This window comes from Desulfurellaceae bacterium (genome assembly GCA_021296095.1).
In the GTDB taxonomy this organism is placed as follows: domain Bacteria; phylum Desulfobacterota; class Binatia; order Bin18; family Bin18; genus JAAXHF01.
On sequence record JAGWBB010000025.1, the window covers coordinates 66,101 to 81,240 of the forward strand.

A 15,140-nucleotide genomic window follows, 5' to 3' on the forward strand; every position below is an offset into this window, starting at 1 on the left:
GTGAACGATGACGACCACCTCATCAGGAAGAGATCATCGTCCGCCTTTCGTCAACATCGAACAAGAGATGCGTCAGTCCTATATGGACTACGCCATGAGCGTCATCATTGGCCGCGCCCTGCCCGATGTCCGGGACGGTCTCAAGCCGGTGCATCGCCGCGTGTTGTACGCCATGTCCGACCTGGCCAACGACTGGAACCGGCCGTATAAGAAATCGGCCCGCATTGTCGGCGATGTGATCGGCAAATACCATCCGCACGGGGACACCGCAGTCTACGATACCATCGTACGCATGGCGCAGGACTTCTCGCTGCGCTACCCATTGGTTGACGGTCAGGGGAACTTCGGCTCGATTGATGGCGACCCGCCCGCAGCCATGCGCTATACCGAAATCCGCATGACCCGCATGGCTGCGGAACTGCTGACCGACCTGGATCGGGACACGGTCGATTTTATCGCCAATTATGACGACTCAAGCCAAGAGCCAAGCGTTCTGCCGGCCAAGCTGCCCAACCTGCTCATCAACGGCTCGTCGGGCATTGCGGTCGGCATGTCGACCAATATCCCGCCGCATAATCTGGGCGAGGTGGTCGACGCGCTCGTGGCTCTGCTGGCTGACCCGACCCTGAGCAGCGCTCAGCTCATGCAATATATCCGCGGGCCGGATTTCCCCACCGGCGGGTTTATTCACGGTCTGACAGGCATCCGTGAAGCGTATGAAACCGGCAAAGGCATTATCCAGATGCGAGCCCGGACATCGGTTGAGGAAAATGATCGAACGGGTAAGAACAGCATTATTGTTGAGGAAATCCCGTTTCAGGTCAATAAAGCGCGCCTGATCGAACGCATTGCCGACCTCGTCAACGAGAAGCGCATTGAGGGTATCTCCGATCTGCGTGACGAGTCGGATCGCGAGGGAATGCGGATTGTCATTGAGCTGAAAAAGGACGTCGTTCCCGATATCGTCCTCAACCAGCTCTACAAGATGACCCCCATGCAGGACTCGTTTGGGGTGATTCTGCTGGCCATTGTTAATGAGCGCCCACAACTGCTGACCCTCAAACACAGCCTCGTCCATTTTTTGAACCATCGTCGGGACGTGGTGCGGCGCCGGACCGCTTTTACCTTGGCCAAAGCCCAGGACCGTCTGCACCTGCTCGACGGACTGAAAATCGCCTTGGACAACCTCGACGCGGTAATCCGACTCATCCGCGCCGGCGATAGTCCGTCCAGTGTCCGTCATCAGCTCACCACCCGCTTTGTGCTGAGCGAGGTCCAGGCTCAGGCTATCCTGGATATGCGCTTACAGCGCCTGACCCAGCTGGAGCAGGGAAAAATCATCAACGAGTACACCGAGACAGCTGGTTTGATCCGGCAACTGGAACACATTTTGGCCGATCCAGGTGAAATCAACGCGCTCATCAGCCAGGAGTTACAAGACCTCAAGACGCGCTTCGGCGACGCCCGCCGCACCGAGATTCTTGCCGCCAGCGCCGACCTGTCTGTCGAAGACCTGATTGCCGAAGAAGACATGGTCGTCACTATCTCCCACGCCGGCTATATCAAGCGGACGGCGGCTTCGCTGTATCGCTCACAGCGTCGTGGCGGACGTGGTATTGTAGCGGCAACCACGCGGGACGAAGATTTTGTCGAACACCTGTTTGTGTGCTCGACCCACGCCTATCTGCTGGTGTTCACCTCTTTAGGGCGAGTCTATTGGATTAAGGTCCACGAGATTCCGCAGGCTGGTCGGGCCTCAAAAGGCAAGGCCATCGTCAACCTGCTGCCACTCGGCGACGGGGAAAAGATCTCAGCCTTTCTGCCCGTGCGCGAGTTCAAAGACGACGCCCGCCTCGTCTTTGCCACCCGAAACGGCTTGATCAAAAAGACCGATCTGATGGCCTACGCCCACCCGCGCCCGGGCGGCATTATCGCCATATCCCTGGAGAACGGAGACGAAGTCATTGGCGTGCGGCTAACCCATGCCGAGCAGGAAATCCTGCTGTCAACCCGCCAGGGCCAAGCCATCCGTTTTTCCGAGCGGGATGTCCGTCCAACCGGGCGGAGTACCCGAGGGGTAAAAGGCATCAGTTTGGAGGCGGACGACGAGGTGGTGTCCCTGGCCGTGCTGAACCCGGACGAAAGCCTGCTGACGGTTTCGTCTCTGGGCTATGGCAAGCGGAGCAGTATGGACGCCTACCGCCTCCAATCGCGGGCCGGCAAGGGGGTCATCACCATACGGACGACCGACAAGACGGGCGAAGTTATTGGTGTGCGGGAGGTGACCGACGAGGATCACCTGATGCTGATCACCGATAGCGGACGGGTGATCCGGCTACGCCTGCGGGAGTTGCGCACCATCGGCCGCAACACCCAGGGGGTTCGGCTGTTTGATATTGACCCTCAAGAGCGGGTCGTCAGTCTCGCCCTGCTGGCCGAAGACGAAGAAGAGGACAGGGAACAGATCGAAAATGGCGTACGGTCTGCCGAACAGACCGTACGCACTACACAGGAGGACGTATGAGCGTACAGGTTGGGCAAGCTGCCCCGGATTTCACCCTCAAGACGAGCAAAATGCAGGATTTCACCCTGAGCGAACACAAGGGCAAGAAAAACGTGGTCCTGCTCTTTGTTCCCCTGGCCTTTACCGGAGGGTGAACAAACGAGTTTGGCTCCGTGCAAGCCAATATCGCCAGTTTCCAGAACGATGACACGCAGGTTGTCGGCGTCAGCGTTGACAGCCCGTTTTCCTTGGACGCCTGGGCCGCCAAAGAGGGCTATGAGTTCCCCCTGCTGAGCGACTTCAATAAAGAGGTTGCCGCCACCTATGACTCTCTCTATCCTGAGCTACTGGTGTTCAAAGGGGTGGCCAAACGGACGGCTTTTGTGATCGACAAAAACGGTGTGATCCAGTACGCCTGGCTGAACGATGACCCGGGCACCCTGCCCGACCTTGATGAGATCAAAGCCTGCTTGCAGCAGTGTGGCTAAGCCTGCCCGGCCGGGCGCCCGGGCCCGGCTGGCTGGAAGCGTTTCCGAAAAATCGGAACAAACATGATACTCAGGACCGCCCAGCCGCCACACACCAGCCCGTACAGCGTCCACAGATTTTTGGACGAGCCGTTTCGACCGGCAAAGACCCGGCATACGACGGCATCAAGCACATGAATGAAAGCAGCGGTAGAAACCAACTCCTGATAGTCGAGATCGTAGCCCAGAAGCCGCAGGCCGGTCACATATCCGAGCAAGACTTCGATATTCATGTGTGTCGTCCTTTTTGGTGCAATGGCTGAAGAGAAAACAGTATTTGAACGGCTCTATGAGCTTGGCGAGGAAAACCTCGCCCGGTTTGTCGAAGAGATGCTTACCAGTCCGGTTTTTGCCCAGGGTCTCGATCGCAGCCTGCGGAACGCGGCAGAAACCAAGGAAAAAGTTGACCAGAACATAACCGCCCTGCTCTCGCTTCTCAACCTCCCGTCCAAGGCTGATTACGACAGGCTGGCGACCCAGGTGGAGACCCTCCAGGGCAGCTTGGTGAATCTGAATCTTAAGCTTGACCGGCTCCTGGCCGAACAGAAAAAGCCGCGGCGAAGCGCAAAGAAACGGGCCGCGGCCAAACACTGAACATCCCTCGAATGCGTATGAAACGTCATCTGCTGTGTGTGGTGTGGGGGCTCAGTCTCTTGCTTGTGGGCCACCCCGGCTTTGCCTGGGACGAGGCGCGCTTTGCCCAGAAAAAGACCATGGCCTACTCCTATACGCTGCCCGACGGACAGGGAAATGGGCAGATAAAGACAGTCATTGGTTCTCCGCGGACCTACACCGTCCAGACCAAAGACACCCTGCTCGACATCGCCCGCTACTTTGACCTGGGCTTCAACGAACTCCGCGCCGCCCACCCCCAGGTCGACACTTGGCTGCCCGAGGTGGGATCAGAGATCCGCCTGCCGACCTTCTGGGTGCTGCCTAAAACGCGCTCCGCCGGGGTGAATATTGTGGTCAATATTCCGGAAATGCGCCTGTACTATTTCCCGACTCGGGCCAAACATGGTGCCCAGGCCCTGGCAATGACCTATCCGGTCGGACTTGGCCGGGAGGACTGGCCGACGCCCCAAACGCCGTTTCGGATCCGAGGCAAAACGGCCAACCCGACCTGGGTGATTCCCCAGTCCATTCGGCAGGAACGGATACAGGAAAGGGGCTGGTCAGAAACCAGTATTCCCGGCGGCTCGCCGGCCAACCCGCTGGGCAAGTATCGGCTGGAACTGAGCCTGTCCCAGGCGTCCGGTGCGTACGCCATCCACGGCACGAACAACCCCTGGGCGGTCGGCAGAATGGTCACCCACGGCTGTATTCGGCTGTATCCCGAAGACATCGCGCGTTTCTTCGAGTTGGTACCGGTCGGCAGTTCCGGCGAACTGACCTATCAGCCGGTCAAGGTCGGGATGCAACACGGTCAGGTGTACGTCGAGGTTCACGCCGACATCTATGGCCTAGTGGCCGACCCGTGGGCAGATGCCCAGCGCGTGGTGCAGGACAGCGGTTGGGCGCATCTGGTCGATCCGGCCCGGCTGCTCCGAGCCCTGCGCGAGCAGTCCGGCGTTCCGGTCGATGTGACGGCCGAGCCGCTGACTGCGCTCTGGGATGATGACCGTCCTGGAAAGGGAAACGTGATAACCGATCCTGGAAAATGAGATCGCCGTTTCCCTTTTGTTGAGAAACACGATGGAACTCAAAGTACGGACCCGGAATAAAAACGATGTGGTTGATCTGACCCGGCAAATCGCCGAGTTGGTCCGGCAGGCCGATCTTGAACACGGGCTATGTCATGTCTATGTGCCCCACGCCACGGCCGCGATTATTGTGAACGAAAACGACGACCCGCAGATTGGCCAGGATTTGCTCACGGTTCTCGACGGCCTCATCCCCGAGGGCGTCTGGCTGCACGACAAGGTCGACGAAAACGGGGCGTCGCATCTGAAAGCGACTATTTTGGGTCCAAGCGAAACCGTTCCCATCCAGCGGGGACGCCTGGCGCTCGGCACCTGGCAGGCCATTATGCTGGTGGATTTTGACGGACCACGCGACCGGACGGCCATTGTGACCCTGACCCGAGCGTGAAGTCATGGCGCGGTCAATCAAAGACTGGCCGGAATCGGATCGTCCCCGAGAAAAACTGATCGAAAAAGGTCCTGGCTCTCTCTCCAATGCCGAACTGTTGGCCATTCTTCTGCGGACCGGGAATGCCAGCAGCGGGCAGACCGCGCTGGATCATGGCCGAGCCCTGGTCCAGCAGTTTGACGAATCTTTTCGGAGACTTGCCGAGGCCAGCATTCGGGACTTGTGTGGGGTCAAAGGCATAGGCCCGGCCAAGGCCGCCCAGATCCAGGCCAGCCTGGAAATTGCCAGACGGTTTGCCGCCGAGGAGCTGAAACAGGGTCAGCCATTTCGCTCCTCGGCGGATGTCTTTCATCACTATCAGGAGCAGCTGGGCAACCTCAAAAAAGAGGAGTTCCACGTTCTGCTGCTTGACGCCAAGAACCGCAAGCTCAAGGATGTCCGCGTCTCGGAGGGTTCGCTGACCTCGTCTCTGGTCCACCCGCGCGAGGTCTTCACCCCGGTGGTCCGGGAGTCGGCGGCTGGGGTGATTCTGATCCATAACCATCCCAGCGGCGATCCGGCTCCGAGTCAGGAAGATCTCCAGATTACGCGGCGCTTACGCCAGGTTGGCGAAATCATGGGGGTACACGTCCTTGACCATCTGATTATCGGCAAGGGCTGCTATGTGAGCTTCGTGGACGACGGGTATTGGGAGGCATAGGAAACGAGATGGGGCTCAACCGTGCGCTGATCGGCAAACAGTATCCGGCTCAGGACTATGGCGTCACGGCCGAGGCGGTGAGCAAATACGCCAGAGCCTACAACGAGGACAACCCGCTCTTTTTTGAGCCCGACCCGTCCCACCGCGTGCTTGCCCCGCCGATGTTCGGGGTCGTGCTGGGCTGGCTGCCGATCATGACGGTGGTGACGGATAGCGAGCTGAGCGTGGACGTGCTGCGGCTCCTGCACGCCGAGCAGGATATGCGTTTTGTGCTGCCCGTGGTGTCGGGTGATATCATTACCAGCATGGCGACCCTGATGGATATTGAGGACAGGACTGGCGGGGAGTCGTTCACGCTGGCGGTGGACAGCACCAACCAACGCGGACAGACCGTCCAACACATGCGTTTTGGGGCCTTCATCCGGGGCGAACGACGCCGGGGCAGGAGTCTTGGGGCCTTTGGCCCGTCCCCTCAGGCCCAGCCGCTGCTGCGCGTCGCCCAGTCCATTGACCCCGATCAGACCTACCGCTATGCCGAGGCCTCGGGCGACCGCAATCCCATCCACCTCGATGAGAATATCGCCAGAATGGCCGGCCTGCCGGGCATTATCGTCCATGGCCTGTGTACCATGGCGTTTACCTCAAAAGTGATGATTGATCACCTGTGTGATCGTGAGCCCAGCCGCCTGAAGCGGCTGCGGGTGCGTTTTTCGCGCCCCGTCTTTCCGGGCCAGACCATTACCACCGCCGTGTGGCCACCCGCCCAACCGGCCGGCCGGCACAGCGTGTATACCTACGAGACCTACAATCCGGATGGCAAGGCGGTGGTGAAGGACGGCATTGCCGAAATCGCTCCGGCTGAGAAACCGGAAGCAATCAGCTAGAACGGGACATCATCGTCGTCCGGCACGGGCGGCGCCTCATAGCCTCCCGCGCCTGAGCCGGCGCTACCGGACTCGTACTGGCCAGAGGAGCGGCCCTCGCCCCCTCCGCCGCCGAGGAACTGGACCCGCTGGGCAACGATCTCGGTGACGTAGCGTTTGTTGCCGTCTCGGTCGTCGTAACTGCGGGTCTGAATCCGTCCCTCAACATAGACTTGTCTGCCCTTGGACAGATACTGTCCGCAGGATTCGGCCTGCTTGCCCCAGACCACGATATTGTGCCAGTCGGTGCGTTCCTGACGCCCGTTCTCCTGGTCCATCCAGGTATCTGTGGTGGCCACCGGAAAGTTGGCTACCGCTCGTCCGCTCTGGGTAAACCGCACCTCTGGATCTCTGCCCAGATTACCGAGAATAATCGCTTTATTGACCGCAGCCATGGCGTGTTCCCCCTGTCCGGCAGCCTACCAACCGCCTCTTTTCAAGTCAATTAGTCACGGCGTCCGTTGCTGATTGGCCGGGGCTTACCTATACTCTGAAGGGGAACGATGATCTCTTCCTGATGAGTGGTCATCATCGTTCCCCTTTGCTGAATGGAGGGTAGCGAACTGTGCGAACTCTACTGAATGCGCTTTTGACCCGCTTGGCGTGGGCGGTCTGTTGTGTCGTCTGGGTTCTACTCGGCGGTATTCCGGCCCGGGCTGAGCCTGCCCGAGACACCCCGTTTGTGGAGACCGGCCGGCAGGGCATGGTCGTGACCGCCAATGTTCAGGCCAGTGAGGCCGGCCTGAAGATGCTGCGCCAGGGCGGCAACGCGGTGGACGCTGCGGTGGCGGCCTCGTTTGCGATCAGTGTGACGCGCCCGCAGTCAACCGGCATTGGGGGTGGCGGGTTTCTGCTGCTGCACCTGGCCCAAGATAAGAAAGTCCTGGCCTTTGACTTTCGGGAACGGGCGCCGCTTGGAGCCACCCGCGACATGTTTGTGCGGGACGGCAAAGCTGTGCCGGCGCTGAGCCGAGCCGGCCCGCTGGCCGTTGGCGTACCCGGGCTGGTGGCCGGCCTCGTTGAGGTGCATGAACAGCACGGCAGCCTGCCGCTGGCCGACGTCATGGCTCCGGCGATTGGTCTAGCCGAGAACGGTTTCCCGGTCTATCCGTTTCTGGCCCGGGCGCTGAGCTATCGTGAGGAGATGCTGGGCAACTCGCCGGCCACCCGAGCGGTCTATTTTCGGCAGGATCGCCTCCTGGGCGAAGGGGAGCTGCTGCTTCAGAAAGATCTGGCCACCAGCCTGCGGGCGATCGCGGCCACCGGAAAAGACGCCTTTTATCGTGGTCCTCTTGCCAGGGCGCTGGTGGCCGAAATGGAAACCCGGGGCGGACTCATCACCCAGGCCGACCTGGAGCGCTATCAGGTCATCGCCCGGACGCCGATGTCCGGGAGCTTTCAAAATGCCCGGATCCACGCCATGCCGCTGCCCAGCTCGGGCGGAGTGCTGATCATCCAGATGCTGAAGGTGCTGGCGGGTTTTCCGATCCAGAAGTTCGGCTTTCATACCCCGACCGCCACCCATGTGCTGACCGAGACCCTGCGGCTGGCCTTTCGAGATCGGGCGCGCTACCTGGGCGATAGCGATTTTGTTGAGGTGCCGGTCGAGATGCTGGTCTCGGACGACTATAGCCGGACGCTGCGGGCCAGCATTGATCTGGCCCAGGCCGGCTCCAGTCGGGGCATTCCCGACGCGCCGGGGAAGATTGAATCGACCAGCACGACCCATCTGTCGGTCATTGACGCGGCCGGCAACGCCGTTTCAACAACCCAGACCGTCAACCTGTTCTTTGGCAGCGGCGTGATGGTGCCCGGAACCGGGATTATGCTCAACAACGAGATGGACGATTTTAACGCCCAGCCGGACGAGCCGAATGCCTTTGGGCTGTTGGGCAAAACCGATGCTAACGCGGTGGCGCCGGGCAAAACCCCGCTCAGCAGCATGACGCCGACGATCGTGACCCGCGACGGACGCGTGCGCCTCATCGTCGGCGGGCCGGGCGGATCGCGGATTATCAGTTCGGTGTTGCAGATCCTGCTCGGGGTGTTGGCCTATGAGCAGTCTCTGCCGCAGGCCATGTTCGCGCCGCGCATTCATCATCAGTGGTTCCCCGACCGGCTCGATGTGGAAGTCTGGGACGGGGCGCAAGACGAGGGCCTGGTCGACGCGCTGAAGCAGCTGGGCCACACCGTGCGGGTGCTCGAATCCGGTCCGGGCAAGTTCTCCCGTTTCGGCAATATCCAGGCGATTGGCGTCAATCCGGATTCGGGTCTCATCACCGGGGTGGCCGATCCGCGCGCCGGCGGTCGCCCGCGTGGATTCTGAACAGAAAGAGCAGATGTATGAGCATCGACGTCGACTACTACAATCTGGAAGACCTGCTCGGCCAGGAAGAGCGTCTGGTGCGGGATGTGGCGCGGCGCTTTATTGACGATGAGTTCATGCCCCGCATCCAGCTCTGCTTCCGTGAGGGCCGGTTTCCCACCGAGCTGATCCCCCGCTTGGGTGAGCTCGGCTTTTTAGGCATGACCCTACCGACCGAGTACGGCTGCGCCGGACTCAATAACATCGCCTATGGCCTGGTCAGCCAAGAGCTGGAACGGGGTGACAGCGGCCTGCGCTCGTTTGCCAGCGTGCAGTCCTCGCTGGTCATGTATCCCATTTTTCAGTTCGGTTCGGATGAGCAGAAAAAATTCTGGCTGCCCCGCCTGGCCACGGCCGAAGCGGTCGGCTGCTTTGGGCTGACCGAGCCGGACTTTGGCTCAAATCCGAGCGGCATGCTCACCCGGGCGCGCCGGGAGCGGGGCGGCTATGTGCTGAACGGCACTAAGCGCTGGATCACCAACGGGTCGATCTCCGACCTGGCCGTGGTGTGGGCCAAGCTTGAGGAGGACGGCACGGACGTGATCCGTGGCTTCCTGGTCGAGAAAGAACGCGCGGGCTTCACCCGCCGCGACATTCCGGGTAAGTTCAGCTTCCGGGCCTCGGTCACCTCCGAGTTGATTTTTGAAGACTGCTGGATCCCCGAGGACAACCTGCTGCCCAAAACCGGCGGCCTCAAATCACCCCTGATGTGCCTGACCCAGGCGCGCTACGGTATTGCCTGGGGTGCGCTGGGCGCGGCCATGGCGTGTTATGAGTCGGCCCTGGAATATGCCAAAAACCGGGTCGTGTTCTCCCGGCCGATCGGCGGCTATCAGCTCGTGCAGGCCAAACTGGTGACCATGATTACCGAAATCACCAAGGGCCAGCTGCTGGCCCATCGTCTCGGCACGCTCAAGGACGCCGGGACCATGCGGCCCCAACAGGTCAGCATGGCCAAGATGAATAACGTCTCGACGGCGCTGCACACTGCCCGGCTGGCGCGCGACATCCTGGGCGGCAACGGGATCACCGATGACTATCCGGTCATTCGGCATCTGTTGAACCTGGAGACGGTCAATACCTACGAGGGGACGGAAGACATCCACCGCCTGACCATCGGCCGGGATGTGACGGGGCTGAGCGCGTTTGAGTAAGACCGCCTCCAAGACGGAGTCCATCGAACGGGTGGGAAGAGGAAACGTGTCGTCAAACCACAATGAACTGTTGACACGTTTCCTCTTTGGGACGCGACGGGTACGGCTGTTGCAGGTCAGGGACCTCGAAGACTGGATAGACCGCGACGCGCTGCTGCGTGACGATACGCCCGAGCCGCCGTACTGGGCTCTGGTGTGGACCGGCGCTCGCAGCCTGGCCAACTACGTTGAGGAACATGTCGCCTGCGCCGACCGATCCGTCCTCGACCTCGGCTGCGGGCTGGGCCTGACCGGCATTGTGGCCAGCCTCAAGGGCGGCCGGGTGACCTTTGCCGACCACGAACCCCAGGCCCTGGCCTTTGCCCGCGCCAACGCCGAGCTGAACGGCTGCTGCGGCTATCGGACCCAACAGCTGGACTTCAGCCATGACACCCTTGCGCAGCGCTTTTCGCTGATTCTGGGAGCCGAGATCGTGTACGACCGCCCCCTGTTTCCAGTCCTGATTGATTTTGTGCTGCGGCATCTGACGCCGGACGGCAGCGCGCTGCTGGCCGACGCTCATCGGACCAATACCGACGAGTTCTACCGCCAGCTTGACGCGCGGGGGCTGGCGTGGACGCGAACGGCCGTCCAGGAACGTGAAGACAATCTTCCCCTGACCGTCCACTTGGTGACGGTGCGACAAGGTGAACGATGATGACCACCGCATCAAGAAGAGATCATCGTTCACCTTGAAGGGCTCGGCATGGTAAGCCAGCGAACAATCCACAGCGTGTTTCGCATCCTGCGGCGGGAGGCGCCGCACTGGAACGCTCCGGTTGTGACCCATATGGCCAGCCTGTCGCGCGATCCCTACCAAGTGCTCATTGCCTGCCTGCTCAGCCTGCGGACCAAGGACGAAACCACGGGGCCGGCCGCCCGGCGTCTCTTCTCACTGGCCGACACGCCCGACCAGATGCTGCGTCTGACGCCCGACCAGATCGAGCGCGCCATCTATCCGGTCGGCTTTTACAAAACCAAGGTCCGAACCGTCATCGACGTGTCACGTCGCATTATCGAGGAGTACGACGGACACGTGCCGGATGAGCTTGACGAGCTGGTGGGCTTCAAAGGCGTGGGTCGCAAGACGGCGAATCTGGTCCTGACCCAGGGCTTTCAGAAGCTCGGCATCTGCGTCGATACCCATGTCCATCGCATCTCAAACCGCTGGGGCTATGTCCGTACAAAAACCCCGGAGCAGACAGAGATGGCCCTGCGCGACAAGCTGCCCACACAGTACTGGATCGAGATCAACGATCACCTCGTCGCCCTGGGTCAGACGATTTGCCACCCGACCTCGCCCCGGTGCAGCCAGTGCCCGCTGGAACGCTACTGCGACAAACTGGGGGTTGTACGCCGCCGCTGAATCCCACCCCGCCGGAAAGAGGAAACGTGTCGTCCAATCACGTGAAGGATGTTGACACGTTTCCTCTTCTCACCACCCGCACCAAACTGGCCTGGGTGGCGATCCTGTATTTTGCCCAGGGGCTTCCGGTCGGACTGCCGTTTTCGGTCTACTTCCGCGCCCATGGGATGAGTCTGGAAGAGATCGGCCTGCTCAGCCTGACCGGCCTGCCGTGGGCGCTCAAGTTTGTCTGGGCTCCGGCCGTAGACCTGCGCGGAAAGCGACGGACCTGGATTGTTGTCTGCCAGGGACTGCTGGCGCTTGATATCTGCCTCCTGCTGGCGTGTGATCCTACCCGGCTGACCAGCCTCAGCTGGGCGCTCCTGATTGCCCTGCCTTTTTTGTCGGCGACCCAGGACATCGCCATTGATGCCTATACGATTGAGCTGCTCAATGAGGAGGAAATCGGTCCGGCCAACGGCATCCGCGTCACCACCTACCGGCTGGCCCTGATCTGTACCGGCGGTGTCTTTGTCGCCCTGGCCGGTCTGGTCGGCTGGGCGGTCGCCTTTGTCGGGGCCGCGCTGGTGCTGGCCGCTTCGGCTGTCTTGAGCAGTCGGGCGCCCGAGCTGACGCGACCACGTCCGCGGCTGGCCGACTGGGAGAAAGAGGAAACGTGTCAACAGGGGTCATGGAGTTGGAGGACACGTTTCCTCTTTGCGGAACTCAGGCGGGTGTGCATCGGTCCGTTGCAGAGCTTCTGGCAACGTCCCGGCATGGTCTATGTCGGGCTCTTTATTCTGAGCTTCAAACTCGGGGATATGGCTCTTGGTCCAATGGTGGGTCCCTTCTGGGTGGACCGGGGATTCACGCTCGTGCAGATCGGGACGGTACCCGGCACGCTGGGGGTTGTGGCGACCATCCTCGGCGCACTGCTGGGCGGCAAGCTCACCCAATGGTGGGGCCTGTTCCGAGCCTTGTGGATCCTCGGCGCTGCCCAAGCCGTATCCAATCTGGTCTACGCCGCCGCTGCCGCGCTGCCGCCCTCGGCAGCCTTGATGTACACCGCCTCGGTTGTCGAATCGTTCTGCGGCGGGCTGGGCACCGCGCCCTTTCTGGCTTTTCTCATGTACATCTGCGACAAGACCCGCGCCGCCACGCAATACGCGTTACTGAGCGCACTGTTCGGCCTCAGCCGGTCGGTGTCGGGCGCGTTTTCTGGGGTGCTGGCCGAGAGCCTGGGCTATGCGGCGTATTTCACGGCGACCTTTTTCCTGGCTTGGCCCGCGTTTTTGCTCTTGCCGTGGGTGCGAAAGTGGATTAGGCAGAGGAGGGCTGAGGAGAGCGCCGGCGCAGAAAGCTCGGGAGCATGAAAAATCCTCCTCAATCTCAATGCGCACTGACAGGGAGTCATCATGAATCTTATTCACACCGTATACGAGCCGCCGGGCGACGGGCCACACCCGACCCTGCTGACCCTGCACGGCTGGGGCGCCAACGCGCTCGACCTGCTGGGCCTGGCCCCCCATCTGTGCGGCGGGACGTTTCTGGTCCTCTGCCCCCAAGGCCCCATACAGGTGCCAATCGGTGGCGGAGCGGTCGGCTACGGCTGGTTTCCCCTCACCGGCGCCGGACCGGTCAATGTCCAGGCGGTTCTTGAGGCCCGGGAGCAGCTCCAGACCTTTCTGGCCGAGGTACTCGGGCGCTATCCCATTGACCCCAAAAAACTGGCCTTGCTAGGTTTCAGCCAGGGCGGGGTCATGGCCTACAGCCTGGGTCTGGGGGAACCTGAACGATATGCCGGCTTAGCCGCCCTGAGTTCGTGGCTGCCTAAGGATCTGTTGAGCGTCTTTCCGGATGTGCCGGCCACCGAACAGCTGCCGGTCCTCGTTCAGCACGGTAGCCAGGATGAGTTGGTCGATGCCGGTCGCGCCCGCCAGTCGGTTGAAATCCTGCGCAATGTGAATGTCCCCCTCACCTATCGCGAGTATGAGATGGGACATCAGATCAACGCCGAGAGCTTGCGTGACCTCTCGACCTGGTTGCAGGAAAAAGTCGTCTCGCCAATTCAGCTGGCCTCCTGAGCGTCTTGCAAGAAGCGCCGGACCTGGCGCATGAACAGGTCCAGCTGATCGTGATGGACCCAGTGGCCGGCATTCGGCACGGTCACGATGCTGGGCTGCCGAAAGGCGCCCGCCCGGCCGTCCTGCTCCGGGTCGGACGCCCACGAGTCGGCGCCCCGCAGGAGCAGGGTTGGGCAGGTAATTCGCCCCCAGATATCCTGGGCGTCGGTCATATTGAACCGGTAGGGCGACTGGGATCGCACATAGTTGTCGAACTTCCAGGTATAGCTGCCGTCCTCGTTGCGATTGGCCCCGTACAGCGTCAGATGGTGGGCCTGCTCCCGACTGAGCCGGGGGTTGGCGTCGCGCATGCGCTCAATGGCCTCCTCCAGAGTTTTGTAGCGGCGCGGTAGCCGGCTGGCAAAATCGCGCATCTGGGAGACCCACACCCGCATGCGCTCTTGAGCGGTGTTGGGTTGGGCGGCCAGCATGTTGGGCGGGGGACCCAGCCCTTCGATGGCGACGACTTTTTTGACCCGGTCCGGGTATACCCCGGAGTATTGGAGGACGATTCCGCCGCCGAGCGAGTGACCGATCAGCGTGACCGGAAACTGATCGGTCTGGGCCAACAGCTGGGCGATATCGACCACATGCTCAATCATGGAGTATTCGCTGCCGCGGGCCCACTCTGAGTCGCCGTGGCCGCGCAGGTCCGGAGCGATGATGTGATAGTCGTTCCGAAAGGCTTGGGCGACCCAGTCCCAGTTGCGGCAGTGGTCCCGCCCGCCATGAATGAGTGCCATCAGCGGCTTATCGGGATTGCCCCAGTCAACGTAGTGGAGTTTGAGGCGTTGGGAGTAGAAGGAGTGGGAAGTCGGTCCGATAATGTGTTGTTCTGGCATACGGGTTCCTCTCTGGCCCGGATTGTAGCCAGTGGAGGGGACGGGTCGCAACTATCCTGAGCGCGAGGGGATCGAAGTGAATCACAAGAAGCTCTACAGGCTTTATAAGGAGGAAGGGCTAACGGGGCGTAAACGGGGTGGCCGGAAACGGGCGTTGGGGATGCAGGCACGACTGGCGATTCCGCAGGAGCCGACCCAGCGCTGGTCGCTGGACGACGGTTCTGCATTCTGAGCGTGATTGACGACTTCAGCCGGGAATGCCTGGCGACGGTGGTAGACAACTCGATCCCCGGCATCCGCGTTGCCCGTGAGCTCGACCGCGTTGCGGCGATACGAGACTATCCCTGCACGGGGGTCAGCGACACCGGCACGGCACTGCCCTCGAACGCCATGCTCACATGGCAGCAGGCCCGCGGTGTCGAATGGCACAACAGGAAAGTTTTCATTGCACGTGTCTCCATGTCAGATTTTGTCCTCCCTTGCCGTTATCATAGAAAAAGGGCAGAAGGACAGAGGAGCGAGGCGCGT

At 61.2% G+C, this 15,140-nt stretch carries 17 protein-coding genes and 1 pseudogene; 15 read left to right on the forward strand and 3 right to left on the reverse strand.

From position 1 onward, the window contains the following. Nucleotides 1-7 precede the first annotated feature (7 nt). Genes gyrA through J4F42_08050 form a run of 3 tightly spaced genes read left to right on the forward strand, consistent with a single transcriptional unit; the run spans nt 8 to nt 2,991 of the window. Entirely contained in the window at nt 8-2,524 is a 2,517-nt protein-coding gene (gene gyrA / locus J4F42_08040; GenBank protein ID MCE2485448.1) for a DNA gyrase subunit A, read from the forward strand. Next, entirely contained in the window at nt 2,521-2,658 is a 138-nt protein-coding gene (locus tag J4F42_08045; GenBank protein ID MCE2485449.1) for a redoxin domain-containing protein, read from the forward strand. Before gyrA ends, J4F42_08045 begins: the two co-directional genes overlap by 4 nt. A gap of 18 nt (nt 2,659-2,676) precedes the next feature. Continuing rightward, entirely contained in the window at nt 2,677-2,991 is a 315-nt protein-coding gene (locus J4F42_08050) for a redoxin domain-containing protein (protein MCE2485450.1), read from the forward strand. On the opposite strand, the gene J4F42_08055 is transcribed toward J4F42_08050, so the two are convergent. Beyond that, nucleotides 2,988-3,263, reverse strand: a complete 276-nt coding sequence (locus J4F42_08055; GenBank protein MCE2485451.1) for a hypothetical protein — start codon at nt 3,261-3,263, stop codon at nt 2,988-2,990. The genes J4F42_08050 and J4F42_08055 overlap by 4 nt on opposite strands. Here J4F42_08055 and J4F42_08060 point away from each other — a divergent pair. From J4F42_08060 to J4F42_08080, 5 genes are read left to right on the forward strand one after another with little or no spacing between them, the layout of a single operon-like run. Continuing rightward, nucleotides 3,262-3,624 carry a hypothetical protein gene (locus J4F42_08060; protein ID MCE2485452.1) on the forward strand — a complete coding sequence of 121 codons (363 nt, stop codon included), beginning with the start codon at nt 3,262-3,264 and terminating at the stop codon, nt 3,622-3,624. The two genes, J4F42_08055 and J4F42_08060, sit on opposite strands and share 2 nt — an antisense overlap. A gap of 17 nt (nt 3,625-3,641) precedes the next feature. Then, complete coding sequence (locus J4F42_08065; GenBank protein ID MCE2485453.1) at nt 3,642-4,694, forward strand: L,D-transpeptidase family protein; 1,053 nt, start codon at nt 3,642-3,644, stop codon at nt 4,692-4,694. 31 nt (nt 4,695-4,725) lie between these two features. Continuing rightward, nucleotides 4,726-5,121 (forward strand): secondary thiamine-phosphate synthase enzyme YjbQ, encoded by a 396-nt coding sequence (locus J4F42_08070; protein ID MCE2485454.1) that lies wholly within the window; start codon nt 4,726-4,728, stop codon nt 5,119-5,121. Nucleotides 5,122-5,125: 4 nt separating this feature from the next. Further along, entirely contained in the window at nt 5,126-5,821 is a 696-nt protein-coding gene (gene radC / locus J4F42_08075; GenBank protein MCE2485455.1) for a DNA repair protein RadC, read from the forward strand. Between the two features lie 8 nt (nt 5,822-5,829). After that, on the forward strand, nt 5,830-6,705 hold the full coding sequence (locus J4F42_08080) for a MaoC family dehydratase N-terminal domain-containing protein (GenBank protein MCE2485456.1): 876 nt from the start codon (nt 5,830-5,832) through the stop codon (nt 6,703-6,705). Here the strand turns inward: J4F42_08080 and J4F42_08085 are convergent. Next, nucleotides 6,702-7,139, reverse strand: coding sequence for a single-stranded DNA-binding protein (locus tag J4F42_08085; GenBank protein ID MCE2485457.1), 438 nt, complete (start codon nt 7,137-7,139; stop codon nt 6,702-6,704). The genes J4F42_08080 and J4F42_08085 overlap by 4 nt on opposite strands. 170 nt (nt 7,140-7,309) lie before the next feature. Between J4F42_08085 and ggt the strand changes: the two genes are divergently transcribed. From ggt to J4F42_08115, 6 genes are read left to right on the forward strand one after another with little or no spacing between them, the layout of a single operon-like run. Next, on the forward strand, nt 7,310-9,070 hold the full coding sequence (gene ggt / locus J4F42_08090; GenBank protein ID MCE2485458.1) for a gamma-glutamyltransferase: 1,761 nt from the start codon (nt 7,310-7,312) through the stop codon (nt 9,068-9,070). Nucleotides 9,071-9,087: 17 nt separating this feature from the next. Next, nucleotides 9,088-10,263, forward strand: coding sequence for an acyl-CoA dehydrogenase family protein (locus tag J4F42_08095; protein MCE2485459.1), 1,176 nt, complete (start codon nt 9,088-9,090; stop codon nt 10,261-10,263). A 46-nt stretch (nt 10,264-10,309) separates the two neighbouring features. Beyond that, nucleotides 10,310-10,960 (forward strand): methyltransferase, encoded by a 651-nt coding sequence (locus J4F42_08100; GenBank protein ID MCE2485460.1) that lies wholly within the window; start codon nt 10,310-10,312, stop codon nt 10,958-10,960. Between the two features lie 48 nt (nt 10,961-11,008). Further along, on the forward strand, nt 11,009-11,668 hold the full coding sequence (locus J4F42_08105; protein ID MCE2485461.1) for an endonuclease III: 660 nt from the start codon (nt 11,009-11,011) through the stop codon (nt 11,666-11,668). A gap of 26 nt (nt 11,669-11,694) precedes the next feature. Beyond that, a complete protein-coding gene (locus tag J4F42_08110; protein MCE2485462.1) occupies nt 11,695-13,020 on the forward strand; it encodes an MFS transporter in 1,326 nt (441 codons plus the stop codon). Between the two features lie 42 nt (nt 13,021-13,062). After that, entirely contained in the window at nt 13,063-13,731 is a 669-nt protein-coding gene (locus tag J4F42_08115; GenBank protein ID MCE2485463.1) for a hypothetical protein, read from the forward strand. On the opposite strand, the gene J4F42_08120 is transcribed toward J4F42_08115, so the two are convergent. After that, on the reverse strand, nt 13,716-14,612 hold the full coding sequence (locus J4F42_08120; GenBank protein MCE2485464.1) for an alpha/beta hydrolase: 897 nt from the start codon (nt 14,610-14,612) through the stop codon (nt 13,716-13,718). The genes J4F42_08115 and J4F42_08120 overlap by 16 nt on opposite strands. Nucleotides 14,613-14,670: 58 nt before the next feature. On the opposite strand from J4F42_08120, the pseudogene J4F42_08125 reads away from it, so the two are divergent. Next, nucleotides 14,671-15,041: pseudogene (locus J4F42_08125) on the forward strand (IS3 family transposase). Nucleotides 15,042-15,140: the final 99 nt, after the last annotated feature.